This is a genomic window from Chryseobacterium sp. JV558, from assembly GCF_033712365.1.
Taxonomy (GTDB): Bacteria; Bacteroidota; Bacteroidia; order Flavobacteriales; family Weeksellaceae; genus Chryseobacterium.
The window spans coordinates 19,539-45,062 of sequence record NZ_WJHU01000004.1 but is presented as its reverse complement, the minus strand read 5'-3'; the positions used below and the strand labels follow the sequence as shown (position 1 = coordinate 45,062).

The window sequence follows — 25,524 nt, the reverse complement described above, 5'->3', positions numbered from 1 at the left end:
AAACCATCCTCTTTTATGAGTATAAAATTCTTCCTGTTATTTAGGAAGTCCTCTTTTTAATGCATTATTAGCAATCTCTACAGCTTTTCTTTCTTTCCAGTCCATATACCTTTTTTTGTATCGTCCTTTCATGAAATTATCAAAATTACGCTGCACGGCAAGGTTCCAAAGAGAATGTGCTTTTACAGCCCAGCTTTTGTCCCATGCACGCAGAGAAATAGAGAAAGACCCATCCAGATATTTCATCCAGTGCCACCATCCTGTAGGCATGAATAATGTATCTCCATGTTCCAGGAAGCATTCAATTCCTTCAATACCATCCAATGCCGGGAATTTTTCAAAATCAGGATTGGAAATATCATAATCTTCCAGTGCATAGGTAGCATACGGAAGTTTATAAAGTCTTGATTTCCATTTGTATTCGAATAGCATAACATGTTTTCTTCCATTGAAGTGGGTGTGGAAAATATGAGGCATGTCTATATCATAATGAAGGAAGGTTACAGAACCTTTACCTCCGAAAAACATACTCGGATATTTATCTAAAAATCCACCCATCAGATTCTTTGGCGGAACATAATCGTCCAAAAGTTTTGGAGCAAATTTTATAGGATCAAAGAAAAAGATTCTCAGATCAGTAGGCTCCTTTTGGATAAGATCAACATAATCGCTAAAAGGCATTTTCGTAGTCGGAGTATTAATAGGAGCGGCAGGATCTGCTTTGGAACTGTCGTAAAGGGGAACTTCAACGTCGCCAACCACTTCTTTCATATACTCCATCGTCCATTTCTGGTAGGCAGGCCATTTTCTAGCCATATTTTTGATTACCACTGGCTTACATGGCTTTAGATATTTTTCACGGAAATCTTCTTGTGAAATGTCATCTACAATATCAATTGGTTTAAGGATTATTCCCATTTGTTCAAATTATTAAGCTAAAGTATTAAATATTTACGACAATAAAAATGGAAAGAAATAAAATTATTTGGAATTAATATAAATAAATGACGGAATACCTATTGTGACCTCTTTTTTGTAGAGTTATTGCAATAGATTTTTAGCGTCTCTGCTTCTGAAATATACAGTGTTTATGCTGTAAAATGATTGTTGTGAAATATAATAATTGTGTGTATCATTGTGATATTAAAAAGAACCATGAAAAGTTTCACTACAATCATTTTTTCACTTGTATTTGCAAGTGCTTTTTCACAGAAATCAACTAAAATTTTTACTTCAGATATTGACAATTTTTGGGTGGCTTATGACAGCATTCAAAAGACAAATGATCATACCCAAAAACTGGATTTGATAAAAAAACTGTATACAGACAAAGGAACAGAAGGCTTAAAAGCCTTTATGAAAGCCAGAGATTATAATGATACTGTATTTGTAAACCTCATTGATAAGTACCCTAAGTTCTGGAATTCTATCAGACCTAATACCCTGGCGATAAAAACCAAAACAAATGAACTGGAAGCCAGCGTTGTCAGGCTGAAGGAACTTTATCCCAAACTTAAAGAAGCTGAGATGTATTTTACGATAGGCGGACTTAATTCCGGAGGAACAGTAAGTGGAAATAAGGTATTGGTAGGTGCTGAGCTTGCTACCGGACTGTCATCTACAGATGTTTCAGAGTTTCAGGATGATTGGCTGAAGGGTGTTTTTGCAATGCAGTCTCTGGATAATATTGTCTCTTTAAATGTTCATGAATATATCCATACCCAGCAGATTGGAGACCGTAGAAGAGTTCTAAGCCAATCTATCAAAGAAGGAGTATGCGATCTGATTGCTGAACTGGTCATGAATAAACCTTTAGAAAGAAAATACCTGTCTTATGGAACAGCACATGCCGCTGAGGTGAAGGATTTGTTTAAAAAAGAAATGTTTACCGGTAATTTTGCAAACTGGCTGTATAACGGGAGAAAAAAAGGAGAAAGTGCCGATCTGGGATATTATGTAGGGTATGAGATCTCTAAATCCTACTACCAGAACGCAAAAGATAAAAAACAGGCGGTAAAAGATATTATTGAACTGAATTACGATAATGATAAAGCTGTTGAAAATTTTCTCACCAAATCAAAATTTTTCAAAGAAAAAATTGATAAGCAAAAGCTGATCAAAGAATATGATAAAAATTTACCCTATGTTGTAAAAACAGAACCTGTAAACGGTTCCGTACAAGTAAGTGCTGATACCAAAGAAATAAGAATTACCTTTTCAAAAGAAATGGTTCCCCAAAGCTATTCCATTAATCTTTCCGATAAAGGAAAAGAGTATTTTCCAATTACCCAAATAATAGGAATGGAAAATAATGACAGAACATTGGTTCTTTCAGCAGATCTGAAACCGGGGAAGGAGTATGAATTTGTACTGACGAACAAAAGTTTTGCTTCTAAAGACGGCTATCCCCTGAGAGATGAAACGCTTTTGGTGAAATTTAAAACAAGTGATAAATAGTAAAATATTTACCTTTAAATTAAAATAGAGGATTAAAAGATAACTGTAAAACCTTGGATAAATTATTTAACCATTTAAAATTCAGATTTTATCAAAGTTTCAGGCTGCTAAACCTGAATCCGAGAGCGGGTGTACCTGTTCTGATTATTCTGGGCGTTCTGATGGCCATGAAGATGCCCGAAAGTTTCTATTATCCACCTTTATTTTTTATACTGGTATTACTGTTTCACTATGAAAGAAAGGACATTCCTTTCCTTAAAAAAGTCTTTGTCAAAAGCTGGCGGTGGATCATTGTACTGGAAGCGGTATTCATTTACAGTATTTTGCTATGCGGAAATATTCATTATACATTTGAGAAAACCGCATTACTTTCACTGCCGATGTTTGTCTTACTGGCTTTTATCACTCCAAGAACCCAACCCTTGATGACATTTCAGTGGAACTTTATTCCTGATGATTTGTTTGAATGGAAGAGCTTTCTGAGAAAAAACACTTTGCTGGCAGTTCTGGGATTCGTCATTCTATGGTGCTCAGCTTATCATCTTGTGACTCTTATTCTTGCGGGAGTTTTTGCATTGGATTATATCTCACATCTTTACGAGCCTAATGAAAATAAAGAAATGCTGGAAATGTATTTCAAAAAATATACTTTAAAAGAGAAACTCAGAAGAAATTCTCTGCTTTTCAATGCTATACTGCTGCCAACATACTGTCTGTTCCTGATTCTGAACCCTGCTGAAAGTTTATACATACTTTATTATTTTGCCTTTATGAACCTGTATTTTATGCTGATTCTGACCCGAAAATATAAGAATTATCATCATAAAGAAAAGAGCAATTACTATACGATAGGTGTTTTTATTGAGTATATCATATGCAGTATCATCATTATTCCGGCGGTATTCCTGTTGAAAAATAATATTAAAGAAGCATCTCAAAATATCAGAACTTATGTTGGAGATTAAAAATATACATGTTCATTTTAATAATCAGAATGTTTTAAACCATCTGAACCTATCCATTGAAGAAGGCTGCATATTGGGACTGCTTGGGAGAAATGGAGCAGGAAAGACCACTTTATTCGAGTCTCTGTATCAAAGTATTCCATTCTCCGGAGATATTATCTGGAAGAACGAACGGTTGAAGCGTGAAATGATTTCTTATCTGGAAACCGAAAACTATTTTTACCCTTACATTACGGGAGAAGAATATCTTGCTTATTTTACTTCAAAAAAAGAAGTTGACATCAAGGAAATTATTGAGAAATTTAATCTTCCGATGAAAAAATATGTACAGTACTATTCCAGCGGAATGAAGAAAAAACTGGCTCTTATCGGAATGCTGATGCTGGATAAACCTATTAATATCCTGGATGAACCCTTCAATGGGGTAGATTTTGAAGGAGTTCACATCCTTTATGATATTATCAGACAGCTGAAATCCGAAAACAAAATAGTCATTGTAAGCTCCCATATTATTGAAACTCTTTTTCATACCTGTGACAAAATTGCTTTTCTGCAAAATGGAAATATTGAAAAGATCTATGAAAAGGAGGAATTCAGCCAATTGAATGCACTTAAATTCTAGACAGGATTTTAATTTAATACTATTTAACATTCACGAGTAAGTATCTTCAATGATTTTTTTATTAAATTAGGTTTTCAAACTAATAACTTATTTATTATGAAAAATTTAAAGAAAATCGAAAGACAGAATTTAAAGTCAATCACTGGAGGTCGTCCGGCTGCAGAAAGTGAATGTATTGCATGTGGCTGCCCTACATCAGTATGTTATTATAAAAATGGAAACGGTGGCGGCGGAGGCTGTGGTGACCTCAGATGTGCATAAAGATTCTTATAAACAAACCTTCCGAACATCGGAAGGTTTTATTTTTTCAGTATTAAAGCTTAGTCTCTGAATATTTTCTTTTGATAAGTAACATGATGAGAGCCAGAATCAATCCTATAATGCTTGACCACACTATATTTTCGATGCCGTAATGAGCAATCCAGAACCCTCCGAAAAGTGTACCCGCTGTTACAGCGAAATTCCCACAAGAAGTAAAAATACTATTGATAAACTCAGAAGAATCTGAAGAAGAGGTCACATTGATATTACTGATCAGAAATCCTCCGGAATGAACCAGTCCCCAGCATCCAACAATCCAGATCATAGGGGCAAAATGGTTTCCGTAATACCAGATCAACAGATGGATGCCGGATAATACGATCAAAAATAAAAGGGTTGTCTGAAACGGGAATCTACTCATATATTTTCCTGCAGTTTTATTCCCAATAATTCCTACCATCCCAAATAAGAAAAGCATCAGGCTGATCTGTTTTCCATTCATCTGCGTTATATTCTTTAAAAAATCAGCCATATAACCGTAAGTAGAATACATGGCAGCAATAGTAAAAAATGCAAGGAAAAGCCCGATCCACAAGTGTTTATTAAGAAATATCTGACCCGGAAATCCTGTTGAAGCCCCGGTTTTACTCTGAATAGGCGGTAAATAGACCCACACACCTGCCAGAGCGACCGCATTAATAAAAGCAGTAAGTAAAAAAGAAGACTGCCAGGAAAGCAGATCAGACATCAAAGCAGCCAATGGAACACCCAGCACAGTAGCCAGGGTAAGTCCCGAAAAAATAATGCTTACGGCCTTTGACTTTTCTTTAGGGTCTGACGTTTCTCCGGCTGCGGATAAAGCAATTGACCAGTAAACCGGATGGAAAAATGCAGGAATCATTCTGACAGCAAGCATCAGATAAAAATGAGTGATATATGCAGAAAGAACATTCGCTGTCACAAAAATTAACAACGAAAAAATGAGCAGACTTTTTCTTTTGAAAGAAGACAGTGCCAGCAGCATAAAAGGACCGAAAACAGCAACAATCAACGCAAAAGCACTCAGCAGCCATCCCGCTTTTTCAATGGAAACCCGGAACGCTGAAGCTATTTCAGGCAATACACCAATAACTCCAAATTCTGTGGTTGTGATTCCGAAAACACCAAGTGCCAGTACATAAAGATTTCTGTTCATTTTCATTATTTTTTTTGCAAATTTGCAGAATAGACTATCGGAAAACTATATACTTACCTTTTAGTTCTATACTTGCCTTTTTGAAAGTGTAAATAAAAAAACGATTATTATGCCTCAATTTTTCCACGATAAAAGACTCTACTATACTCCAATTGAATTTGCATTAAGCCATATTGGAGGAACCTGGAAAATGCCTATTTTGTGGAGACTACAGGAGAAACCCCTCCGTTTCAGTGAACTTAAAAAAGATATTCCTCATATCACAGACAAAATGCTGACCAGCCAGCTGCGCGAACTGGAAGCCAAAGATATGATCCATCGTGAAGTATTTCCCGTAGTTCCGCCGAAAGTGGAGTACAGTCTTACAGAGAAAGGAAAAAAAGCCATTCCGGTTATTGAAACCATTATGCAGTTTGGCTACGACCTGATCAAAGATGAAGGAATTGTTTTTCCGCCTAAAGAATAAGAAGAGTATATTCCCTTTTTTCATACCTTCACCTAAAATTTATTCTGTAGTATGAAGCTGAAATTAGGGATCTTAGACCAGTCTCCTGTAACAATGGGCAGCAATGCAGCCTCTGCACTGGAGAACAGTGTCAATCTTGCTTTACTGGCTGAAGAAACAGGCTTTCACAGCATCATGTATTCCGAACATCATGGAGTAGAAGCCTATGGCAGCTCCAGTCCTGAACTTTTAGCAGCAATTATACTCAGTAAAACCCACCGTATCAAAATAGGGACAGCCGGAATTATGATGCGAAACTATTCTGCCTATAAAATTGCGGAATGGGCAAAAATGCTGTCTACCCTATATCCTGAACGTTTTATTCTCGGATTGGGAAAAGCTCCCGGAGGTTTGAAAGATGCTGTCATGGCACTTAATAATCATAAACCGGTAGTTTTATCAAACATGGAAACGAAACTGGAAGAGATTATTCAATTGATCCGTGATGAAGAAGGAATTTATGAAGGACTTATTGCGCAGCCTACCCATTTACAGCATATTCCTGAAATCATGTGGCTGGGATCAGGAATGACTTCAGCAAAAGAAGCTGCTAAACATGGGACAGGATATTCCTTCGCTGCTTTTATGAACAGTGAGAACGGAATGGAAAATACAGAAGCTTATCTTAAAGAATTTGATGGCACTCAATATTTTTCCCAGCCTTCTTTGCAGGTGGTAGTTGCTGTATCAGTAGCAGCTACTATTGAAGAAGCCAGACGGAATGCTTATGGAATGGCCTACCAGTTTTTACAATCCCGTCAATTAGTTAGTCCCAATGTTGTTCTTCCTCCTGAAGCCGTAGAGCAAAAGGTTTTGGGAACTAAAGATGAAGATGAGTTTTTCACCTTTTTAGAAAGAATTATCATAGAAACACCACAGTCTGTAGGGCAGAAATTACAACAGGTTTCAGAAAAATACAATACGGATAATCTCTTGATATTATGTAATATGTACCAGGAAGAAAATCGTATTTATACCTATAAAAGTATCATTAAAAATAACAAGTAAGCCCTGCAGGAAATCTGAGGTTTCGGGCTGTATTTTAAAATAATTCAAACCAATGAAGCAGGATATTTCAAAATTATATATCATTACAGGCGGTCCGGGAGCTGGAAAAACAACGCTGTTGGATGAATTAAACAAATACGGATTGACAACAGTTCCAGAGGAAGGCAGGAGAATTATAAAAGAACAGATGGAGTCTGGTGGAGAAGGACTTCCATGGCTTAACAAAGAGCTTTTTGCCAGTCTGATGTTTGAAGAATCTGTGAAAACTTATCTGAAACTCAATCAATCCACCCATTTGAAACCCGTTTTCTTTGACCGTGGAATATGGGACACGCTGGGGTATATGAGGCTTGAAAATATTCCTGTTCCGGAAGTAATGATAACAAAAGCCAGAGAAATGGTTTATAATAACCATGTTTTTATTCTTCCCCCATGGAAAGAGATTTATGAAAATGATCCGGAAAGAAAACAAACCATTGAAAAAGCGGGCCTTACTTTTGAATGTATGAAAGAAATTTATCAGGAATATGGCTTTACTGTCATTGAAGTACCGAAAGTTACTGTAGAAAAGAGAGCTGCGTTTATCCTTGACAGAATTTTGATATAAAACTAAAATAAGCACAGCTGAGGATTATCCTATATCACCAATCAATTATCACTATAATATGGACAAATTCCCATTTGAAAAAGAACTGATCGAACTTGCTGAGAAAGATCTGACTGTAAGAGGAGATCTGCTCGCTGCCGGAAAACTATCCGGAGGTTACCATCCCGAGATGGAAAATATTCATAAAGCTAATGCCCATCGGCTTCGGGAAATTATAGCAGAAATAGGATTTCCAACCCTCTCAAAAGTCGGTGAAAAGGGAAGCAATGCTGCATGGCTGATTATCCAGCACGCTATTAGTGAGCCTCAGTTTATGAAAGAATGCTGTACCATGATGGAGGAAAACAGCAGTGATATTAGTCCGATACATAAAGCTTATTTATACGACCGGATTCAGTTCTTTCAAAGCAAACCTCAAAGATATGGAACACAGCTTACCGCTGATGGAATGGTGTATCCTGTAGAAAACAAAGAAACCTTAAACCAAGAACGTGAAAAAGTAAACCTTCCGCCGTTAGCATTGGCAGAAATCAACAAAATTCCGGAACCTGAAGACATTCCGGAAATAGATGATAAAAATGTTGAATATACAGTTTGGAGAAAAAAAGTAGGCTGGATTTAAATTGAAAAACCTAAATCCATTACTTTCCATTTAATTAACCTTTAAAATTTCACGCACTTCAATATTTCCCCCAATTTTAAAGATAGGATTTCCTTTAGCCATTTCTACAGCTTCATCAATAGATTCTGCCCGTACAATAATATATCCGCTGATGAATTCCTTAATTTCTGTGTAAGGACCATCTGTTACAATATGATCCGGTTTTACCGTTTTTGCAGTTCCCGGTGCGGGCAAAAGAGTATTTCCCTTATCCACAAGTTTGTTTTGAGCAGCGATGCTTCCCAGCCAACTCAGGCGTTCCTGAATCTGTTCCGGGGAAGGCTTAAAATCAGAAATATCTTTCAGTCTGAAGATTAATGCAAATTCTTTCATAATCAGATTCTTTATTTAAATGACGATTAAGTCATAAGAATGGGGACAGCGATTTAATTTAATTTTAAATCTTCCCTTTTGTTTTGCTTAAATGTAATATTCAGCATTTTTTATTTATCCAATAAAGGTCTTGGGTCAAACAAAACTTTTAATGAATGAATCTTTCCATCTTTGATCTGGTACCATCCGGAAGCTTCTATCGCTTGCTCTCCCATGTCAATAGTATACCAGAAACATATATCTTCGCCAGATGTAAAAGCCTTAAGAATCTTATACTTAAACTTCATCTGCTTCATATCTTTGATGTAAACCGAAGCATTATCCCTTTTTCCCAATACTCCGATAAATTTAAAATCAGGATCAAGACAGCTTTCTGCCTTATCAAAATTTTCTTCATTTAAATATTGAATAAACTGTTCCGCCACATTTTGGGTTGTATTGTCCATAAATATTATTTTTATTGTTGAGTACAAAATTAGCCGTTCTCTGGATGCTTCACCTGTGACTATAATCACAAAATGACTCGGATTTTCTATTATTTTAAAACAGGAATCCTGCCCTTGGCATACGCAATCTGATCTTTTTCCTTTTCCTGATCCGGATGGTTTTTAAGATACATCTGATAGTAGATGGCTGCATTTTTAGGCTGTTTCAGATTCAGGTCATAAAGAAGACCTAAGCGGTAATAAATAATATTACTGCTGCCAAAGGTTAATCCCCTTTTATAAGCTGTTAGCGCCTCATTATACTGATTTTTGGATTCAAAAATGCCCGCCAGTGCTGCATAATAAAGAGTGGTATGATCTGAAATAGCTTCATCAATAGTCTTTTGTGCATAGATGGAAGCATTGTTATAATCTTTCAGTTCACGATAGCTTAAAGCCATAAAATATAATGTGCCTTCGTTTTGCACTCCCATATCTTCCAGTACTTTATAAAGGCTGATGCATTTCTGATAGTCTTTTACATAAAAATAAGCTTGTCCCATATCATTTATTACATTCACATCAGCATGGTTTTTCAGGAGCTTTTCACCAATTTCAATTACTTCCGGATATTGGGCGAGTTGATTGGCTACAGGTAATAACGCCTGTTGTAAAGTGAAATTTTCAGGGTCAGAAGCAATGGCTGTTTTCAAAACATCATACGCCAGCTGGTATTGTTTCAAACCACTGTAGGTGAGAGAAAGATCATAAGCTAAATCGGGATCCGTAGCATTCAGAGAGTTAGCTTTTTTTAAATAATTGAGTTTGGACTCAGGAGTGTCTGCATAGGCTGCGAGTTGCTTATAAGCATTAAAATTGAGACTGTCCAGTTGAATAATTTGTTGAAGATAGGTCTTGGCATTGGTTGCATTGCCACGTCTGGAATTGATGCTTGCCAGACTAAATAGAGTAGGCAGGCTATTCGGTTGTATGGTGTTGATTTTTAGATAATTTTTTTCTGCTTCCGGAAGTTTTCCTGCCATCATATTACAGTAAGCTATTTGCGAAAGAGCTTTTATATCCTGTGTATCTCCGGGATATATGCTTTGAAGATATTTTGAAGCATCGGCATAACGCTGTGTCTCATAATATTCAAGAAGCTTTTCAGTGTCAATTTTTGCTGACTGGGCAGTGATATTGTTAAAGCCTAATAGAATGATGCACAAGCAAATTCCTATTTTCATCATGGTTATTTTTAACTAAAATATTGGATATTTAATAAGCAGCCAAATTTCACACACACTTATTGGGTGTTTTTTTAATTTTTATGAATAATTTATAATAAAATCAAAAATTTCTCTCATTAGATTTCTTACATTCATCCTACCAAACAGATCAGACAAGTCCCAATAGATATGGAAATAAAAACAGTACAATCATTCATTGATTATTATGAAAAAATAAGAGAAAGAACCAACAGAATTATTGCAGTTGTTCCTCCTGAGCATATAGATTTTACCTATAAGCCCGGAAAATTTACTATTGGTGATCAGATAAGACATATTGCCACTATAGAACGCTATATGTATGGAGAAACCATTACAGGAAAGAAAAGTGCTTATCCGGGATGTGGAAAAGAACTGGCTGATGGCTATGAAAATACCATGAAGTTTTTCAATGAAATGCACAAACAAACGTTGGAAATTATCAATGGTCTTTCTGATGAAGATCTTACACGTAAATGTTTAACTCCAGCCAATAATGAAATCTCCGTATGGAAATGGCTCCGCGCGATGATAGAACACGAGATTCATCACAGAGCAGAATTATACATCTATCTGAATCTTCTGGATGTAAAAACGCCACAGATCTACGGGTTTTCTGCCGAAGAAGTTCAGGAGCTGAGTGTGAAACTATAAGTTAAACGGATTTTGAAGAGTTTCAATCCGTTGGGGTTAATTTGTATATTAGCCTATTCAAAAAATAATAATGACCAGACCTTTCATCATTCCTCTTTTATTATTTCTAAACAATGCCTATGCACAGACCCATTCAGAGCTGAAACCGGGAGATACTCTAAAATATTCTCCCCAATCTCATAAAGCTTCCTGGATTTCGGTACAGTCCGCAGATGCCAATCTTGGAGTTGCCCTGTTTACAGATGGGAAAAAGGTAAAAGAACAGGATGATTCCAGAGGGATAAAGAGCGTTGAACGCTTCTATTTTACCCCGGAAAAAGGAAAAAAATATGAACTTAAAATCTGGGCCAAATCTTATGTTGAAAAAAGTAAAACGGCCAAAGTTTCCATTACAGAATCCAAAAAGGTATCAGTTCTGAATGGTCAGTTTACTTCTGATCAATTGTTAGAAGATCTTCATACATTCCGTTCTATCAGAGAAAAAGCAAACTCCGGACTGTATGTGTATAGAACAAGAAAGCAAATTGACAGTATTTACCAACAGGCTGAGGAAGAAGCCAGAAACAGCAAAAATATTTTTGATTTTTATAAAGTAATTGCAAAGGTTACCGGATTTGAAGGAAGCTGTCATAACTATACAGATCTTCCCAATCATGCCTCTTATTATCTCACACAGAAACCGGAATATTTACCTATTACTTTAAAGAATATTGACAGACGTCTTCTTCAGGACTCAAAAGACAATGAATTACCTCTGGGTGCTGAAATACTTTCCATCAACGGAGTTTCTGCAAAAGAAATGATCAGTCGCTTTTCTCAATATTATTTTTCTGACGGATATTCAGTTCCTTACAAAGAAACAGCAGGTTTTGAAAGAGGAATGCTGGATAAATTTTATATCGAATTCGGAACTCATAAAAACTATGTCATCAGCTACAAATGGAACGGAACCGTAAAAGAAGTGTCGCTGCAGGGAATATCATTGGAAAACTTTAAAAAACTTCAGGATTCAAGACATTCGCTTGCCTTTGATAAAAAACTGCTGTCTGAAAAATACAGCCTGAATAAAGAAGGAGATGGAATCTATCGTTTGTCCTTGAGAGGATTTGATTTTGCCACCGGGAAAGACGATCCTGCCTATAAAAAATTCAGTGCTTTTCTTGAGCAGATGATGGACACCCTGGAACGCGAAAAAATAGAAAGTCTGATCATTGATCTCAGAGGAAATACCGGAGGTACAGGAGCTCTTTATGAAAAAGTATTCTCTTACCTTGCACCAAGACCTTTCCGTGACAGCCATTATGCCTATACCAACTTTAATGAAGTGCCTATGGAAGAGAAACTGGTCATAACGTCTCTTTTTCTTTCCAATGGAGTACAGGATAAACATGGTTTGAATGCCTATCTGAAACAGCTTTATCCAAAGGGGGTTCAGGGAAAATATTATTGGGCTGATGATAAAAACCCTACAATTTTGCCTAATGCCAGAACTTTTAAAGGACAGCTTTATCTGCTTGCCGACCAGCGCGTTGCTTCTGCTGCTTCACATTTGGCCTCGCTGATAAAATCTTATACCAATGCCATTGTGATCGGAAAAGAAACAGTAGGAGGGTACTATGAACATAACGGCCATCTTCCGTTGGTATATGAACTTCCCAATACCGGAATCCAGACCGGATTCTCTATTGTGCATGTTATTCAGGATGCTCAAAATCTTCCCGACCAGAAAAGAGGTCAGGGAATTATTCCTCATATTCAGATACAGCAGACCGATCAGGAATTTCTGGATCAGACTGATGTTTATATGAAAAAAGTATCAGAATTGATAAAACAGTAAAAACGATTTAATTTTTTAATATAAAGACCAGCCGTAAATTCATTATTTGCAGCTGGTTTTTTGTTGTTGAACTTTAGTGTTATTTTATATTATTTCTATTTTAAGTGATAAATTTTTTGTTTTTATTTATTAAAAACTGTTAAATATCCATTTGATACAGAGTTATTTATTTCTATTTTTTAATCATTTATTTTGGAATTATTAATCTAAAGTCGTAGAACTACTACAAAATTTAAGATTACCTATAGAAAATTTTTTGGATAGAGATTAGCGTTTTATCTTTGTAATACCACCAATTAATTACAAAAAAATAATAATGATTACAATTTGCCTATCATCACGATAAACTAAAGAAAAACCTTAAAATTCAACAGGGAGTAAAGTAGATAGAATTTCTTTACCTTTTTACTTATTATTCTATACCCTGTTTTTGATCTCCTTATCCGGATTTTATTCTTGTAATGAAAACGGATAACGAAAATGTATCTGAACTTTTTGCTCAGGTAGATTTTAGCCTTAAAAAATTTGACACCCAATCAATCAAAATATTACAACTATGTTTCAGGACGATCATTCATCAAAAATGCCTGTTTCCAAAGATAAAATTCCAGCTGTAAATAATCTAAAAGATACTCTCAAAGATCAGGCAGTAAGCAAAGCTGCCCAGAAAGTACAGGAGAAATCTAGTGGGACTATTAAAAAAGCTACAGAAAAAATGGTTCAGGCACAGGCTTACACCGGAATGGTTCAAAGCGGTTCCCAAATGTTTATGAACCAGGTTAAACAGCCAAATCCACCTACATTGGTAGAAGACAAAGTATGGTCAAAACAGCCTACTTCCGGTATCTATAACGCCAATACAATCCCTGGAAATCAGGTAGCAGGAATCAACCGTGTGATAAAGCTTGAAATTGTAATTGACGGAAAAGTAATCAAACATTTCAAACATTTTCAGCTAAAACAAAGTGCTGTAAAACACCATGAGTTCGATCTTATGCTGGCTCACGATACTCTGGGAAGCTCAGAAAACCATAATCTGGAAGAAGCTCAGAACTTTTTAGGGAAAAGAATTACAGTGATTTTCAAATACAAAGACGTTGAAGACGGTCCTGAAAGAAACTTTGTAGGAGTGATTACCGAAGTAGGTTTCAGTCAGGAAAAAGGAAGCCTTGGGAATATTGTTCTTACAGGGTCAAGTCCCACTGTTCTTTTAGATGCAGCTCCTCACATTCAGAGTTTTGGCGGAGCGCAGGAAATCAGCCTGAACAGTATTGCAGATCAAGTTATTAAAGAAGGGCTTGGACAGAATTCCTTTGATTTCAGAGTTGATGCCGCACACGGAAACATTTCTTATAGCTCACAATATGAAGAAACCCATTACAACTATCTGGCAAGAATAGCAGAGGCATATGGAGAACAATTTTATTATGATGGTGAAGTTCTTCATTTCGGGAAACTTCCGCCCCAGGAAAAGCCTGTAAAACTTACCTACGGAAGCAGTGTGAGTGATGTAAAGATCAAAATGAAAGCGCAGCACGTAAATCCGTCATTTTATGGATATAACAGCAGTAAAAATGAAAAATTAATAGCAGGAAATTCTAAAATCACCCATACTTCAGATATTGCTAAAAGAGCTTATGAAATTTCAGAAAAAACTTTTACCACTCCTTCATTAAGGGTAGCTCCGATAAAAGCAGTGTCTTTTATGGATGTGGAAAACTCCCAGAAAGGAACAGCAGGAAGTAAGGCCTCAGAGGTATTTGTTATTTCAGGGATTACAACAGTACCATTCCTGTATCCTGGCTGTATTGCTGATATTGAAATGCGGAAAGCAGAAAGCAGTGAAACCACCTATTTCACTAAACTGATGATTATAGATATGTATCATGAGGTGGATGCAAGAGGATATTATACCGGAACATTTGAAGCAATAGCTTCTGACACAGGGTTTATTCCCCGTCCGGAGTTTCATATACCAAAAGCAGATGCACAATTTGCCAAAGTAATTTCTAATACAGACCCTTTGAACCAAGGAAGAGTAAAAGTTCAGTTTGACTGGCAGAATGGCTCTACCACTACAGAATATATCCGGGTAATGACTCCTGATGGCGGTGGCAGCGAGAAAGTAAGCAAAAACCGTGGCTTTATGGCTATTCCGGAAGAAGGCGACCAGGTAGTGGTCAACTTTGCCCATCAGCATCCTGACCGTCCATTTGTGATGGGAGGAATGTTTCATGGTGGAGTTGGCGGTGGCGGCGGAACCGGAAATAACATCAAAAGCTTAAGCAGTAAAAGCGGACATACCATGAGTCTGGATGATGCCGGAGGAATTACGGTAAGAGATAAAGACCAGAATTCCGTTTTTCTGGATGGTGCAGGGAATATAAGTATCGACAGTAAAATTTCCATTACCCTGAGCTGTGGAAGCAGTTCTATTTATATGGATAAAGATGGAAATATTCAGATCAAAGGAAAAGAAATATTTGTACAAGGAGTTAATATCGGAGTTGGCGGAACTACAAGTATCGGCGTTGGAGTAGGTCCTGAAGATGGTGATCCTACTTCCGGAATCGGAATAAAATCGGATACCCTGGATATCGGAACCAAAACCCTTTCTATGAGAGGAGATACCGAAGCCAATCTCAGCAGTGGAGGAAAAATAAATGTAGGCGGCGGAAGTGAAACAAATATTGTAAGTGGAACTGTAAAACTGAATTAAAAGCAGATGAATCCAGTAGATTTGGAGTTGGTAAAATTAAAAAGACAATGGCAGAAAGTCGTTTCAAAGAACGAAGAAAAACCTATGCTGATCTGTATAGGAGAAAAACATGAAACCGATCTTTTTGACGGATTTATCAAGTCGAAACTTTCCGAAGATGAAGAAGGAGATGATATTTTTTTACTCCATTATCAGGAATTTAACGGGATGAGTTCGTTCGGACAGACTTTACTGGATGAATGGACCGAGTTCTACGAAATGTTGAAAAAAAGTGAAGAAGATATTCCGCAATGGGACTTAAAAGATCCGGAACAGGCTTTTAAAACTGATGCGTATAAAGCATTTTATCCTTTGCTGGAATTAAAGAAAAACTTCCCGAATATTAAGAACTCCAAAATCTACCTTTACATTGCTCCACTCAGAATAAGCGATACTGAAGAGCTGTCTCTCTGGGTGAAAGAGTGGTGCAGGATCTGTGAGATCACACAAAACAAAGATATTAAACTGGTCTGGGCAGAGCATCATACCTATAGAACGCTATCACGAATTTCTTCATCGCACAGCTTCAGGGTAGAAGTAGATATTCATCAGTTAATGCAGAATACGGCAGCGCATACTAACCGGAAGAAAAACAGCCCGGATACAGATTTTCAGCAGCAGATTCTTATAGCGAGTAATCATTTAAGTAAAGAAAGATTCAATGAAGCGGAACATGCCTTGAAAACAGCAGTGAAGCTGGCTAAAGAACAAAAAAATAAACAAGGAGAGATCTCTGCCTATTTTATGCTTACCCAGGCATATACAGCCAACAAAAAAAAAGACAGGGCAGAAGATACTTACCAAACCATATTTGATGAAGTAGAACCTGACTCGCCTCTGGAAGTTCAGATGTATATGAACTACGGTAGCCATCTGTTAGGAAATTCCAAAAAATCCAAAGCAGAAAAAATATTTGAAAAAGCTGCTGAAACCGCACAAAAGATAGGAGAATATGCGATGGCTATTGAATGTTATAGAATCATTGGAACATTGAATGATACTCTACTGACAAAAGATAAAATGATAAGGTATTTTGAGAAATGCCTCGACATAGCAAAATTAATGGACCCTTCAATACGGGAACAAAGCAGCCTGCGGTTTGTAGCCTCAATGCTGATTCTCAAATATGAAGGTGATCATGATAAAAAAACATTACTGGACAATGAAATGAAGACTTATTTTGGTGATGACTGGAGGGTAAGTGTAGAAAGGCCAAAAGCAGGGTAATCTCAAATTAAAAGAATCATGGCAGATCTGAATAAAAAGACAGTAAAACCCATAAAGGTTGCAAAACCGGATATGAACCCGGACCGCTCTCTGAAGGTGAACGCAGACGTTACTTCGGTTAGCTGGGACAAAACCAAACAGGGGTGGAAAAACGGGATGAAAAATAACGTTGATTCCCTGAACCCTGTTTCTATGGTTAAATCTTTAGCTGGAGGAGACAGCGCACAACCTGGGAAAAGTAGTGAAGGAGGCGGTGGAAGCAGTGCTGTGACTGCCGAAAAAGCAGCTCCGGAAAGTAAAGTGAAACTGATCAAAGTGAATACTCCGGCAATGCCTTCTACTGCAATTCAGCATACGAGTAAGCATTTTGATATTGTACTGGCAATTGATATCCACTGGACGCTGATTCCGCCGCCACCTTCATTTATGTTAATTCCTCTGCCATTGCCACATCCTTTTATCGGGATTGTTTTTGACATTATGGATTACATTACGATCACTATTCCGATTCCACAGTTTGCAAGAAATCTGATGCCGTCACTGCCGGAAAGTATTCCGATGGGAGGCTCTATATACGTTCACGGAAGACACAAGGCAACCACTACTACAAGTGTAATGGGAGTGGTAATTCCGTTTAAACATATCACATCCTTGATTCCGGTGTATCTGATACCTTTTCCTCAGGAGGCACCACACGAAGGAGAAGTCTATTATGGTTCACAAACTGTTTTGGCGCAGGGAAGTAAAATGAGTGGAAACCAGCCTCAACAGGTTCTTACCTGTATGGGATTCCCTTTCGGGATGACTATGCTGCCTGCCATGCCGGATAAGCCAAAGAAAAACCCATTGGCCTATTTTGCCTTCTATAATAATTTTTCAAGCATGTATATCCAGATCAATACGGGAGGTCCTGTATTGGTGGGAGGAGCTTTTGTTCCCCATGTTTATACACCCGGAGAAATGCTGATGCGTCTTGCAGGGATGTTTTTAATGAGAAGCCTGACCAAGAAAATAGGGAAACTGGGTGCGAATGGATTAAAGAAACTCAATAACAGTGTTCTCAAGAAAGCACCATTCAATAAGTTCAAGTTTGCGAATGCCTTATCCAAGAAATTATGTCATTTAGGACTCGAGCCTGTCAATTTCGTAACTGGGGCAATGGTTTTTGAATGGGATGATTTTGTCATTCAGGGGAGTACACCTTTAACCTGGAGAAATGTATGGCATAGCGACAGACCTTATGATTTTGGACCTTTGGGAAATGGTGTCTTTAATAATCATGATTTGTTTATCCTTCCTGAAGAAGACAATAAGTTTGCCGGATGGATGCATCCTGACGAAAATATTGCAATGTTGATTCCCGCACCCGAAATTGGTGAAGAAATGACTTATTTCAGAGATCAGAAAATATGGCAGTACAGGCCAAGCAGCAGTATTTGGGTGATCCGAAAAGGAACTGATATCTATACCTATAAACGTTTTCACCATATTACAGAAGGTACAATATATAAGGTAAGTCGCATTGAATATGGTGACGGAACCATCCGGGAATATGAGTATGAAGATCGTAGTATTGTCTTGAAAAGAATCAAAGATGTTAAGAGCGGATTTAGTATAGAAACGGCTGTTCATCCAGAGCATAAGAAAGTAACAGAAGTATTTTACTGCTATAAAAAACAGAGAGATCTTCAGGTTCGCTATGATTATGATGATCACGGGAATCTTACTCATGTCTGGGATATTCACAAAAAAGCCATTGTCTTTGAATATGATGGAGAAAACCATGTTGTCCGAAGAACCAACAGAAACGGAATGAGCTATCAGTGGGAATATGATGCAGAAGGAAGAGTAGTTCATACCAAAGGAGTGGACGGGTACATGGAAGGTAGGCTTCTTTATAATGAGGAGGAAGGCTTTACAGAGGTAATATATCCTAAACAGAACAATAAAACAGAGCGTTATTATTATGATGAAAATTTTCTTGTTTACCAAAAAGTAGATGGAGAAGGTGGAGAGTACTGGTACGATTATACCGCTCACAACGAATTGAAAATGATAGGAACTCCGGAAGGAAAAGTTCAGGGATACACCTATGATGAGATGGGAAATATTAAAATTTTCCATAGTCTTGATGGCGAAGAATATCATTATCAATACAACGAGTTCGGGCAGGTTTTGGCCCGTTTATCCCCTTCAGGGGTTTCAGAAACATGGAGCTATGATGAAGATGGGAAGCTGATAAGTTATACAGATCCCACTGAAGATAGTATTTATTATGAATATGCTGATGGCGAAGGAATTCCTGAAAAATGTATAAGAGAAAATATTACAACACATTACGAGTATAATAAGAGAGGTCAGCTCATTCAACTGACCAATACTACTGGAGTTGAGCAGTACTGGAAATATGATGAATATGGAAGACTTCTGGTCTTTAGTCCGGAACCTTTGAACAGAATTCTTTGGAACAGGGATAAAATGGGAAGAGTAGTAGAAGTGAATGAACAGGGACAATTGCCATTAAAACTTCGTTACGATGCATATGATCTTCCGGTTTATGCTACAGATGGGCGTGCAGAATGGCTGATGAGCTATACGCCAATGGGAAGTCTGAAGCGGCAGGTTCGCCGGAATGCTATTACCAGTAAAAAAGAGGAAACACTTGCTTTTGGATATGATGCTTATGAAAACTTAATGAGCATTACCAACCAAAAAGGAGAAACTTATTCTTTTGAAAGAAATAATAACAGTGAAATAATTGGTGAAACAGGTTTTGATGGTCTGAAAAAATTCTTTGTAAGAGATAAAGACGGGCTGGTGACCCAAACCAGAACCCCACACGGAAAAAATATTTTTTATGAATATGATCTGGCGGGAAGACTCACTCAGACTCATTATCCTGATGGTTCATGGGAAGCGTATCAGTATAATACTTCAGGATTATTAATTAAGGCAGATAATGAAAACAGTAGCGTTGCCTTTCAGAGAAATAAATTAGGATTGGTTACCAACGAGCAGCAAGGTGAGCATTCCATTCAATATGAATATGACAACCATGGGAATCTACTCAGTTTAAAGAGTAGTTTGGGAGCAGAAATCGGGTATTCTTATAATGATCTTGATCAGCTGAAAACAGTAACTGCTGCCCATCAGAATGCTAATACTCCATGGCAGATGAATCTTGAAGTGAGCCGTAACGGGCAGATGCTTTCCCGCGAAATGACAGGAGGGGTGGAAAGCACTTTTGAATTTGATCACCTTGGAATACCAATAAGCCAGAAAATAACAGTCAATAAAACAAATACGACTTTCCATAAAGATTATGACTGGGGCGTTGGAAGCCGTTTGTTACACATTCTGGACAGAGTAACTGGCGGAAGGGTAAGATTTGATTATGATGCTTTTGGAAGTCTTGTGGCTGCAGAATACTCTAATGGAGAAATACAGTATAAAAATCCTGATGAAATAGGCTGTTTGTATGAAAGCGCAAAGCAGACAGATCGTATATATGATAAAGGAGGAAAGCTGATGCGTGATAAAAACTGGTTTTATCATTATGATGAAGAAGGCTGCTTACTGCTGAAAAGTAAACGTCCCATCAATAACATTAAACCTGAACATACAGAAAAACACGAAGATACTCATCCTTACTATAAAAACATTGCCTCAGATTGGCTGAACAGCCCAAAACTGCCTGATGGAAATAGTTTACCTGACCTATATAAAGATCCTTCAACAGAAGTTCAAAAACAGGAATGGGAATCTGGAGATTGGGCCTATTCATGGAATGCCAACAGAATGCTGGCGAAAGTTAAGCGCCCAAATGGTAAAGAAATAAGTTTTGAATATGATGCTCTGGGAAGAAGAATTTCAAAAACTACAGAGAATAGAGTAAGCCGCTTTGTATGGGATGCTAATCTTATTTTACATGAATGGAGCTATGATACAGAAGAAATCCCTAAAACACACATCAATGATGAGGGTAAACTGGAATCTGAAGATGAAACAGTAAAGAATCTTATCACGTGGGTATACGAGAGAGGAGTATTTGTTCCTTCTGCAAAAATTGTAAATGGAGAGCACTTTAGTATAATTTCAGATTATATGGGAAGACCTGTACAATCTTATAATGATAATGGAGAGCTCATCTGGAGTGCAGAGTCTGATATATATGGAAATCTGAGAAACACGAAAGGAGATCCGTTTTTCATTCCGTTCCGGCAGCTTGGGCAATATGAAGATCAGGAACTAGAAGGACTTTATTATAACAGATGGAGATATTATGATTCTTCTTCAGGAACGTATATATCAAAAGACCCCATCGGATTAATGGGGAATAATGATACTATGTATGCCTTTGTAAGCGACAGTAACAGCTGGGTTGACATCTTTGGTCTGCATAACGATCCTGTCAACTTTTTGCAGGAATTGGTTAAGGATGCGCACAGTACCCTTGGCGACGCTAAAGGATTTAGTGTAACGGCTGTGGGTACTGATGGTAATGGTAACTATTACGTTTCTTCAAGTAAGAAATATGTGCCGAAGCAGATAAAAGACTGGGCCAAAGAAATGGGTGTCACTGTGATTCAGAGTAAAGCAGATAATGTTCACGCTGAAGAAGCCTTAATCAATGCTAAAAAAGGCATTAAAGAAATTGAGCCAAGCACTAAAATTTGTATTGATTGTGAGCATCACATGAATAATAATAATGTTAAATTTGAAGAAGCTACAACGGGTAAGTTTAGCAAAAACCGTCAGGAAGGAGGAAAATATCATATTCCTGAAGGAAAATATCAACCAAAATATAAATAAAAAGATATGAGCGAAAATTCGGTTAAGGAAAAATCATTAAACCTAAGTAAAGAAAATAAAATCAAATTTAATCTGTCATCACTCATAAGAATTAAAGACTTGTATCAACTTTTTGAGGAAGAAATTAAAGATGATGATTATGAGTATGCCCAACGTTTTAAAAATGGAAGTACACAGCTTGCTGAGTTTTCAGATTATGTTTTAAATAGTGTTTTTACAGGTAATGAACTGAATTCTGCAGGTATTGAGAGATTCAATACCCTTGAAAGTTTAGCTCCTGAAGATGACGAGTACAGCAGTTATCAGGCCGCAATTGCAGTTAATATCGCCTTGATTGCCGTTAATATTATTAAAATAGTAAAAGGAGAGGAAGCAAAGATAAAATCAACAATAGATTATACTCTGGATGTAATCAACAACCTTAAATCTGAAGAATTTTTTACCAACGATCCTGATGGTGATGATGATGAGTGTGAAGAATTTATTGAACAGTTTTATGATAAAGAAATTTCAGCAGAAGATAAACTAATAGACATAATTGATACTATTTCACAAAATGATTTTATAACATTTAATCAAGAAAATATGATCAATTAAGAGACAATATCCACTTGCCAACCTCGAAATGTCAAGTGAAATTTAATCCAAATCCAATCCATATATGAAGAAAATATTCTCTGAACTTAAAGGTTTTGTGGTATTCAGTCCACAGCTTTTAGCAAAATACCTGGAAGAAAATCATCTTCAGGGTAATAATATTTTAAAATATTTTGTAGAAAACGAACATGGGGATGAAATAACGAAATCAGGAATCGCAATCCCCATAATAGGCGTAGAAGAAGATCATTATACATTCCGGGTCTCTATGAATGGCGAAAAGATTCTGAATGATGATGAGGTAGAAGTAGAGTCCAGAGGCTGGGTATTTCAGACCGCTAATAATGAAGTAAGAGTTGTTGGTATTGGCTATTTAAAAGACATTACTTCTATCAATGATGAAAACAGTATTAGTTTATCTCTAGAAAACGGATGGTATTCATTAAAAATACGGGGAGGGAAAAAAGATGGTGAAAGATTATTTGAACTGAATATGCAGAAACAGGACATGCATCCGGCTTTTAGCGGTGATGTCACTACCGAATATTATTACGGCTAAAAAATTTCATTAAAAATATCTATTAGAGCTGAATCCCTTTTGTTAAGGGATAAACAGTTGAATTTTAGCTGTTAATCACTTTGATTTAACAGCCTTGAAAAATAGAATTTTCTTGAAAAAAATAGAAATGTAAATTTTATTAAAAAAATATTTTGTCAGTAATAAAAAACTTTCTATATTTGCACCACTGAAAACAACGGTACTACCGGAGTTTAAGGAGAGATGGCAGAGTGGTCGATTGCGATAGTCTTGAAAACTATTGACTGTAACAGGTCCGGGGGTTCGAATCCCTCTCTCTCCGCAAGATGCGAAAACGAAAGTTTTCAAAAGGCATCAAAAAATAAATATATCCTGCAAAATCAATGATTTGCAGGATTTTTTTATTTATGGCAATTGCTGTAATTTTCAAAAATACTCCAAAAGTTTGTGGCAATTGTGTGGCAGTTTTTAAATTGCTTAAAAATTGCCACAAAAGCAGATTCAAAAAGCTGTAAAAATGCGTTTAATTAATTTGTAATGAACGTGTTGTATATCTAAACATCTTGATTCGAGGAACTTTTAGTTTGACATTTATAACCTTAAAAATGTTGAATTATGTTAGTAGAACAAAGCTATGGGCTCACTTTCTTTTTAAAGAGCTCAAAAAATGAAAAGATCCGCCATATTTATGTACGGATAACAGTAGATGGCATTCCTAAAGAAACCTCTACGAAAAGAAAATGGTATCCCAACCGATGGGATCAGAAAGAAGGCAAAGCTGTGGGGACGAAAGAAGATGCAAAGACTGTCAATCTTTTCCTTGAATCTTTAATGACTAAGATCAACAGCTACAGAACCGAGCTCATGAATAATGGTATTCCCATTACCTCTATTGATCTTATAAATTTTGTAAACGGAAAATATAAGCCTTGCAATAAGGTACTTGAAGAATTTCAGGAACATAATGATGAGATGGGCAAATTGGTGGAGACCGGAGAATATACCAAAGGAACACATGACCGTTATATCACTGCAAGGTCTCATGTCCAGGAATTTATAAAGTATCAATATAATAAAGATGACATAGAGTTCAGAGTTCTGAACTATGAGTTTGTAAAGGATTATGATCTATACCTTAAAACAGTAAGGAAATGTGCTAATAATACTTCATTGAAGTATATTAGCAATTTTAAGAAAATAGTACTGAGAGCTATTGCCAAAGAAATCATTCCTAAGGATCCGTTCAAACTTTTTATCGGAAAGAAGACTAAGATTAGAAAGAAACCTTTGACAAAAGCTGAACTCAGACGAATTGAAGAAAAAGAATTTAGCTCAGAACGACTGTCAGTAGTGCGGGATATTTTTGTTTTTCAATGTTACACAGGATTGTCTTACATCGATGCTTTCCAGTTAAAATGGGAAGATATTAAAGAAGCTAATGATGGAAGCGCTTGGATCATGTCCAGCAGGCAAAAATCAAAATCTGACACAGATATCCCGCTCCTACCTAAAGCGTTGGAAATTATAGCTAAATATAGGGATAATCCATTATGCTTAAAAAGAGGTACTGTACTGCCTGGTCGATCTAATCAGAAAATGAACGAGTATCTAAAGGAAATAGCGGTTTTATGTAATATGAATGTAACACTTAATACTCATAAAGCACGACGTACCTTTGCCAGTACAGTTACTTTAAACAACGGTGTATCGATACACGTTGTTAAAGAAATGCTGGGTCATCATTCCGTGAAACAGACCGAGGATTATGCAATCACCGAACAGGAATCTATTGCGCGTGAAATGAAAGAACTTGAAGCTAAACTAAGAGGAACAAATAATTTCAATAGTGATCTGGTGAAATTTCTTGAACAGCTTGAAAAAGAATTCCATGATTTAAAAAACGCTCAAAACGTTCATTCAGAGATTTCTCTTACTGACAGATGTAATGCTTTTGAAAATATACTTAACAGAGCAAAGGCAATTATTTGATAGAAACAATTCCCTCAAAATCTTGAAGTATTGAGGGAATTGTTTTGAATCAGCTTTTCTGTTTATGCAAAACTTCTACTGTGCTGCGATAATCCGGATGATAATCCGGAATGTACTTGATATATCCAAACTGCTGAAGCTGCTTAAAATATTTATGATAACTGGTTATTGTAGTGATGTGCGAAAACGCCATAAGCTTTCTCCTGCTCACCCTGATAACCCATTTTTCATTTTGCTTGCAGGCAAGGCGTGCGATTGCAATCAGTAAAGCAATATGCCAAACATTCAGTTTTGGATCATTTTGAATTTCATCAAGGAAATCAAACCAGTGCTGCATATTATTCTTCTTCATAGTCAAATAGATGTTGAAGGTCTTCCCAATTGTAATAATATGAGCCTAATAATTTCTTGAATCGAATTTTGCCTGTGATTCTGAGATTTTGCAATGTCGAAGCAGAAATATTCAGTTTTCTGCGAATTACCTTACTTCGCATCCAGCCAAATTCTTCATGCTCTTTTGAATTAGCCAGATTAGCTTTTATTAAGTTCTCAATATCCGAAACTATAAGTTTTCTCAATGCTTCTAAATCAGTTTTTGTTATTGTATCCATAATTATAAATTTTGATTTAATTCAAAATTTAAACTTTAGACTTACAGATATCCTAAAAGAGGAAGTAACAGGCATATTTTTTCTTTGTATTTCTTATTGCCTGTGCAGGAAATTTAGAAAAGTGAGTTTTAAGTAGACGTGGAAGAACAATTCTCAAACCATTTTGTTGATGATTTAAATAAGCTTAAAGGTTTTAC

23 protein-coding genes and 1 tRNA gene are annotated in these 25,524 nt (G+C 36.7%); 17 read left to right on the top strand and 7 right to left on the bottom strand.

The genetic code is table 11. The annotated features are described in order from the left end of the window. Positions 1–36: 36 nt before the first annotated feature. Positions 37–918, bottom strand: coding sequence for a cupin-like domain-containing protein (locus GFU89_RS14655; protein ID WP_318847837.1), 882 nt, complete (start codon positions 916–918; stop codon positions 37–39). Between the two features lie 237 nt (positions 919–1,155). On the opposite strand from GFU89_RS14655, the gene GFU89_RS14650 reads away from it, so the two are divergent. The 4 genes from GFU89_RS14650 to GFU89_RS14635 all read left to right on the top strand — a co-directional run bounded on the left by GFU89_RS14650 (position 1,156) and on the right by GFU89_RS14635 (position 4,305). Then, entirely contained in the window at positions 1,156–2,457 is a 1,302-nt protein-coding gene (locus tag GFU89_RS14650; RefSeq protein ID WP_318847836.1) for an Ig-like domain-containing protein, read from the top strand. Positions 2,458–2,510: 53 nt separating this feature from the next. Continuing rightward, positions 2,511–3,422 carry a hypothetical protein gene (locus GFU89_RS14645; RefSeq protein WP_318847835.1) on the top strand — a complete coding sequence of 304 codons (912 nt, stop codon included), beginning with the start codon at positions 2,511–2,513 and terminating at the stop codon, positions 3,420–3,422. Further along, positions 3,409–4,044, top strand: a complete 636-nt coding sequence (locus GFU89_RS14640) for an ATP-binding cassette domain-containing protein (RefSeq protein ID WP_318847834.1) — start codon at positions 3,409–3,411, stop codon at positions 4,042–4,044. The genes GFU89_RS14645 and GFU89_RS14640 overlap by 14 nt, the downstream gene beginning before the upstream one ends. 96 nt (positions 4,045–4,140) lie before the next feature. Further along, positions 4,141–4,305 carry a bacteriocin-like protein gene (locus GFU89_RS14635; RefSeq protein ID WP_318847833.1) on the top strand — a complete coding sequence of 55 codons (165 nt, stop codon included), beginning with the start codon at positions 4,141–4,143 and terminating at the stop codon, positions 4,303–4,305. A gap of 52 nt (positions 4,306–4,357) precedes the next feature. Here GFU89_RS14635 and GFU89_RS14630 read toward each other — a convergent pair whose 3' ends face one another. Then, positions 4,358–5,500 (bottom strand): MFS transporter, encoded by a 1,143-nt coding sequence (locus tag GFU89_RS14630; protein WP_318847832.1) that lies wholly within the window; start codon positions 5,498–5,500, stop codon positions 4,358–4,360. Between the two features lie 109 nt (positions 5,501–5,609). Here GFU89_RS14630 and GFU89_RS14625 point away from each other — a divergent pair, with 109 nt between their 5' ends. Genes GFU89_RS14625 through GFU89_RS14610 form a run of 4 tightly spaced genes read left to right on the top strand, consistent with a single transcriptional unit; the run spans position 5,610 to position 8,242 of the window. After that, on the top strand, positions 5,610–5,966 hold the full coding sequence (locus GFU89_RS14625; RefSeq protein ID WP_047384292.1) for a winged helix-turn-helix transcriptional regulator: 357 nt from the start codon (positions 5,610–5,612) through the stop codon (positions 5,964–5,966). Between the two features lie 51 nt (positions 5,967–6,017). After that, positions 6,018–7,013, top strand: a complete 996-nt coding sequence (locus GFU89_RS14620; RefSeq protein WP_318847831.1) for an MsnO8 family LLM class oxidoreductase — start codon at positions 6,018–6,020, stop codon at positions 7,011–7,013. A 52-nt stretch (positions 7,014–7,065) separates the two neighbouring features. Then, on the top strand, positions 7,066–7,620 hold the full coding sequence (locus tag GFU89_RS14615; RefSeq protein WP_318847830.1) for an AAA family ATPase: 555 nt from the start codon (positions 7,066–7,068) through the stop codon (positions 7,618–7,620). Positions 7,621–7,678: 58 nt separating this feature from the next. After that, positions 7,679–8,242, top strand: a complete 564-nt coding sequence (locus tag GFU89_RS14610) for a DUF6624 domain-containing protein (protein WP_318847829.1) — start codon at positions 7,679–7,681, stop codon at positions 8,240–8,242. Positions 8,243–8,272: 30 nt separating this feature from the next. On the opposite strand, the gene GFU89_RS14605 is transcribed toward GFU89_RS14610, so the two are convergent. The 3 genes from GFU89_RS14605 to GFU89_RS14595 all read right to left on the bottom strand — a co-directional run bounded on the left by GFU89_RS14605 (position 8,273) and on the right by GFU89_RS14595 (position 10,286). Further along, positions 8,273–8,614, bottom strand: a complete 342-nt coding sequence (locus tag GFU89_RS14605; protein ID WP_318847828.1) for a YciI family protein — start codon at positions 8,612–8,614, stop codon at positions 8,273–8,275. A 110-nt stretch (positions 8,615–8,724) separates the two neighbouring features. After that, complete coding sequence (locus tag GFU89_RS14600; RefSeq protein WP_318847827.1) at positions 8,725–9,060, bottom strand: nuclear transport factor 2 family protein; 336 nt, start codon at positions 9,058–9,060, stop codon at positions 8,725–8,727. Between the two features lie 89 nt (positions 9,061–9,149). Next, entirely contained in the window at positions 9,150–10,286 is a 1,137-nt protein-coding gene (locus GFU89_RS14595; protein ID WP_318847826.1) for a tetratricopeptide repeat protein, read from the bottom strand. 168 nt (positions 10,287–10,454) lie between these two features. On the opposite strand from GFU89_RS14595, the gene GFU89_RS14590 reads away from it, so the two are divergent. From GFU89_RS14590 to GFU89_RS14550, 9 genes are all read left to right on the top strand, one after another. Beyond that, complete coding sequence (locus GFU89_RS14590) at positions 10,455–10,958, top strand: DinB family protein (protein WP_318847825.1); 504 nt, start codon at positions 10,455–10,457, stop codon at positions 10,956–10,958. 70 nt (positions 10,959–11,028) lie between these two features. Beyond that, on the top strand, positions 11,029–12,795 hold the full coding sequence (locus GFU89_RS14585; RefSeq protein ID WP_318847824.1) for a S41 family peptidase: 1,767 nt from the start codon (positions 11,029–11,031) through the stop codon (positions 12,793–12,795). 556 nt (positions 12,796–13,351) lie between these two features. Continuing rightward, on the top strand, positions 13,352–15,514 hold the full coding sequence (locus GFU89_RS14580) for a type VI secretion system Vgr family protein (protein WP_318847823.1): 2,163 nt from the start codon (positions 13,352–13,354) through the stop codon (positions 15,512–15,514). A gap of 6 nt (positions 15,515–15,520) precedes the next feature. Further along, positions 15,521–16,780 carry a hypothetical protein gene (locus tag GFU89_RS14575; protein ID WP_318847822.1) on the top strand — a complete coding sequence of 420 codons (1,260 nt, stop codon included), beginning with the start codon at positions 15,521–15,523 and terminating at the stop codon, positions 16,778–16,780. An 18-nt stretch (positions 16,781–16,798) separates the two neighbouring features. After that, positions 16,799–21,592 (top strand): RHS repeat-associated core domain-containing protein, encoded by a 4,794-nt coding sequence (locus GFU89_RS14570; RefSeq protein ID WP_318847821.1) that lies wholly within the window; start codon positions 16,799–16,801, stop codon positions 21,590–21,592. Between the two features lie 6 nt (positions 21,593–21,598). Beyond that, the gene (locus GFU89_RS14565; protein WP_318847820.1) at positions 21,599–22,189 is read left to right on the top strand and encodes a hypothetical protein; all 591 of its coding nucleotides are present in this window, start codon (positions 21,599–21,601) and stop codon (positions 22,187–22,189) included. 64 nt (positions 22,190–22,253) lie between these two features. Next, the gene (locus GFU89_RS14560; protein WP_318847819.1) at positions 22,254–22,748 is read left to right on the top strand and encodes a hypothetical protein; all 495 of its coding nucleotides are present in this window, start codon (positions 22,254–22,256) and stop codon (positions 22,746–22,748) included. Positions 22,749–22,964: 216 nt separating this feature from the next. After that, positions 22,965–23,049 (top strand) — tRNA-Ser (locus GFU89_RS14555). Positions 23,050–23,342: 293 nt separating this feature from the next. Beyond that, entirely contained in the window at positions 23,343–24,716 is a 1,374-nt protein-coding gene (locus GFU89_RS14550) for a site-specific integrase (RefSeq protein WP_318847818.1), read from the top strand. 49 nt (positions 24,717–24,765) lie between these two features. On the opposite strand, the gene GFU89_RS14545 is transcribed toward GFU89_RS14550, so the two are convergent. Further along, the gene (locus GFU89_RS14545; RefSeq protein ID WP_318847817.1) at positions 24,766–25,068 is read right to left on the bottom strand and encodes a hypothetical protein; all 303 of its coding nucleotides are present in this window, start codon (positions 25,066–25,068) and stop codon (positions 24,766–24,768) included. Next, the gene (locus GFU89_RS14540) at positions 25,055–25,327 is read right to left on the bottom strand and encodes a DNA-binding protein (RefSeq protein WP_318847816.1); all 273 of its coding nucleotides are present in this window, start codon (positions 25,325–25,327) and stop codon (positions 25,055–25,057) included. Before GFU89_RS14540 ends, GFU89_RS14545 begins: the two co-directional genes overlap by 14 nt. Positions 25,328–25,524: the final 197 nt, after the last annotated feature.

Excerpts from the sequence above, each read along its gene's own strand:
- GFU89_RS14585 (WP_318847824.1), top strand. The coding sequence starts at position 11,029 with ATGACCAGACCTTTCATCATTCCTCTTTTATTATTTCTAAACAATGCC.
- GFU89_RS14595 (WP_318847826.1), bottom strand. The coding sequence starts at position 10,286 with ATGATGAAAATAGGAATTTGCTTGTGCATCATTCTATTAGGCTTTAAC.
- GFU89_RS14580 (WP_318847823.1), top strand. The coding sequence starts at position 13,352 with ATGTTTCAGGACGATCATTCATCAAAAATGCCTGTTTCCAAAGATAAA.
- GFU89_RS14635 (WP_318847833.1), top strand. The coding sequence starts at position 4,141 with ATGAAAAATTTAAAGAAAATCGAAAGACAGAATTTAAAGTCAATCACT.
- GFU89_RS14540 (WP_318847816.1), bottom strand. The coding sequence starts at position 25,327 with ATGGATACAATAACAAAAACTGATTTAGAAGCATTGAGAAAACTTATA.
- GFU89_RS14560 (WP_318847819.1), top strand. The coding sequence starts at position 22,254 with ATGAAGAAAATATTCTCTGAACTTAAAGGTTTTGTGGTATTCAGTCCA.
- GFU89_RS14625 (WP_047384292.1), top strand. The coding sequence starts at position 5,610 with ATGCCTCAATTTTTCCACGATAAAAGACTCTACTATACTCCAATTGAA.
- GFU89_RS14570 (WP_318847821.1), top strand. The coding sequence starts at position 16,799 with ATGGCAGATCTGAATAAAAAGACAGTAAAACCCATAAAGGTTGCAAAA.
- GFU89_RS14655 (WP_318847837.1), bottom strand. The coding sequence starts at position 918 with ATGGGAATAATCCTTAAACCAATTGATATTGTAGATGACATTTCACAA.
- GFU89_RS14590 (WP_318847825.1), top strand. The coding sequence starts at position 10,455 with ATGGAAATAAAAACAGTACAATCATTCATTGATTATTATGAAAAAATA.
- GFU89_RS14545 (WP_318847817.1), bottom strand. The coding sequence starts at position 25,068 with ATGAAGAAGAATAATATGCAGCACTGGTTTGATTTCCTTGATGAAATT.
- GFU89_RS14600 (WP_318847827.1), bottom strand. The coding sequence starts at position 9,060 with ATGGACAATACAACCCAAAATGTGGCGGAACAGTTTATTCAATATTTA.
- GFU89_RS14615 (WP_318847830.1), top strand. The coding sequence starts at position 7,066 with ATGAAGCAGGATATTTCAAAATTATATATCATTACAGGCGGTCCGGGA.
- GFU89_RS14610 (WP_318847829.1), top strand. The coding sequence starts at position 7,679 with ATGGACAAATTCCCATTTGAAAAAGAACTGATCGAACTTGCTGAGAAA.
- GFU89_RS14550 (WP_318847818.1), top strand. The coding sequence starts at position 23,343 with ATGTTAGTAGAACAAAGCTATGGGCTCACTTTCTTTTTAAAGAGCTCA.
- GFU89_RS14640 (WP_318847834.1), top strand. The coding sequence starts at position 3,409 with ATGTTGGAGATTAAAAATATACATGTTCATTTTAATAATCAGAATGTT.
- GFU89_RS14565 (WP_318847820.1), top strand. The coding sequence starts at position 21,599 with ATGAGCGAAAATTCGGTTAAGGAAAAATCATTAAACCTAAGTAAAGAA.
- GFU89_RS14630 (WP_318847832.1), bottom strand. The coding sequence starts at position 5,500 with ATGAACAGAAATCTTTATGTACTGGCACTTGGTGTTTTCGGAATCACA.
- GFU89_RS14620 (WP_318847831.1), top strand. The coding sequence starts at position 6,018 with ATGAAGCTGAAATTAGGGATCTTAGACCAGTCTCCTGTAACAATGGGC.
- GFU89_RS14605 (WP_318847828.1), bottom strand. The coding sequence starts at position 8,614 with ATGAAAGAATTTGCATTAATCTTCAGACTGAAAGATATTTCTGATTTT.
- GFU89_RS14575 (WP_318847822.1), top strand. The coding sequence starts at position 15,521 with ATGAATCCAGTAGATTTGGAGTTGGTAAAATTAAAAAGACAATGGCAG.
- GFU89_RS14650 (WP_318847836.1), top strand. The coding sequence starts at position 1,156 with ATGAAAAGTTTCACTACAATCATTTTTTCACTTGTATTTGCAAGTGCT.